1 protein-coding gene is annotated in these 1,780 nt (G+C 46.0%); it reads right to left on the reverse strand.

All coding sequences use genetic code 11. From position 1 onward, the window contains the following. Positions 1-17: 17 nt before the first annotated feature. On the reverse strand, positions 18-1,637 hold the full coding sequence (locus HMPREF1986_RS01035; protein WP_021772852.1) for an IS1634 family transposase: 1,620 nt from the start codon (positions 1,635-1,637) through the stop codon (positions 18-20). Between the last annotated feature and the right edge of the window lie 143 nt (positions 1,638-1,780).

Below are 1,780 nucleotides of genomic sequence, written 5' to 3' on the forward strand. Positions count from 1 at the left end.
TATCCTGGATTCTCGGATTAACATGACGAGGTTGGCAGCGCTGCTCCGAGTGCCTCATATATATCAGCCTGCTTGGTCATAAGCTCTCCAATCCTGAGCTTATGACCTTTATCCTCGAAGCACTCGAGTACATCGAGTCTGTCAAGCAGCTGCTGCATGCTGTAAGTTCTATACAGATTTGCTTCCTTCATCTTGTGATCAAGATGAGAAATGAGAATAAGCGCTACAAACTCGGTAAATATCTTACCATCGAGATTCTTCTCGGATTTTACCAGGAGCCGTCTTAGGTTCAGGCGTTCCTTGATATTGCCGAAGGCCTTCTCAACGATGTCCTTCATTCGATACAGATGGAGTGCCATAAAGGCATCCATCTTCTCGTTGGTGATAAGAGCAAAATATCCGAAATACCGGCGAGCCGCTTTGATCTCCTCTTCTTTGTGGCAGACTCGTCTGCCTCGTACCGGCGTATCTTTTACTTCAAAGAACTGCGCATAAGCTTTCTTATGCTCCTCAACGAGTTTGCCTTCCTGCAGTTCTGAGCAAAGCTTGGCGATCCGCTTATCGAAAGCCTGCTCGTCATCAGCACCTTTTTCGATGCTGTAGTAGTAATGGATGTAGATTCTGCGTTTATCCTTGACGATATCGCCTTTATAGGGTCTTTCCTGCGAGTAATCCCATTCCGCCGAGACGGGATATCCGTAAGTGGCAATCCCTTCGTCATAGTTGGTAAACATACGGATATCATCATATACTTCATCAAGATGCTTCTTGATGAACTTAAGAGAGAGCTTTACTCCTACGAGGAACTTCACATGCTCTCGGTAAAGGCCGTTGATGTTATCCTCCGAGTAGAATCCTCTGTCCATAACAAACTTGGTCCTGCCAAAACCCAGGAGATCCAGATCCTCAAGAAGATGCTTTACCGTCTTGGAATCCGGTATGTTCCCGGCGAGCTTACGATAATAAAAGGGCAGTCCCGACTTCTCTCCAAAGACCAGGAGGAGGTTGATCTGAGGGAGTTTATCATCCTCTTTATTCTTGCCCCACTGCACCTGATTTAAGGTCTCAGAGTAGCTTGAGATACTGGAACTGTCATATGCCCAGTATTCCTCTTCCACTCGACGCTTGGCCTGAAGCCGGAGGAACTGAGTCACCTGATCATCCGTGATCGAGGCAAAAAACTCGCTGCTTCTGGGGGAAGCGATATCTTGTCCATAAGGATGTTTATGGGTAAGATGCCACTTTTCAAACCGGTACAGAGGATTATTATCCTCAAGGATCAGGAAGAAGGCGATCGAGAGGAGCTTTTGATACGTATCCGGGAAGCACTGCTTCAAGTCATGAGTCAGACCTATCTCGTCGGCAAAGGATTCCAGAAGATATGTGGCTCCGTAAAACAGATGCTTCGATTCGGAGAATGGTTTGGGACCGGTCTTATTGGGTGACAGCTTTCCGGCTTTGGATTCCCCCTTTTTGGATCTGCCTCTGGTGGGGATGATCTCATCGGTCACGGGATCGACCTTACCGACACATATGCGCTTGGAACGGGATTGTTTCTTGTCCTTATCCCAATAATACTCTGTATCATAAGCATATGTGATGCCGGAACGCTTGTCGGTTTGTGTAACGATTGCCATAGGATCACCTCGTCATGTTTATGCAGTTATTATAAAACATGACGAGGAATATATCAAGTACAAAATGACAATTTGTTCAGTGTTTTCAAGGTTTTTCAGGAATCATAACAAGGTTTTCATCGTCATGTTTCCGAGAATGCAGG

Source organism: Oribacterium sp. oral taxon 078 str. F0263, from assembly GCF_000469565.1.
In the GTDB taxonomy this organism is placed as follows: domain Bacteria; phylum Bacillota; class Clostridia; order Lachnospirales; family Lachnospiraceae; genus Oribacterium.

Coding starts and splice junctions, on each gene's coding strand:
- HMPREF1986_RS01035 (WP_021772852.1), bottom strand. CDS start 1,637: ATGGCAATCGTTACACAAACCGACAAGCGTTCCGGCATCACATATGCT.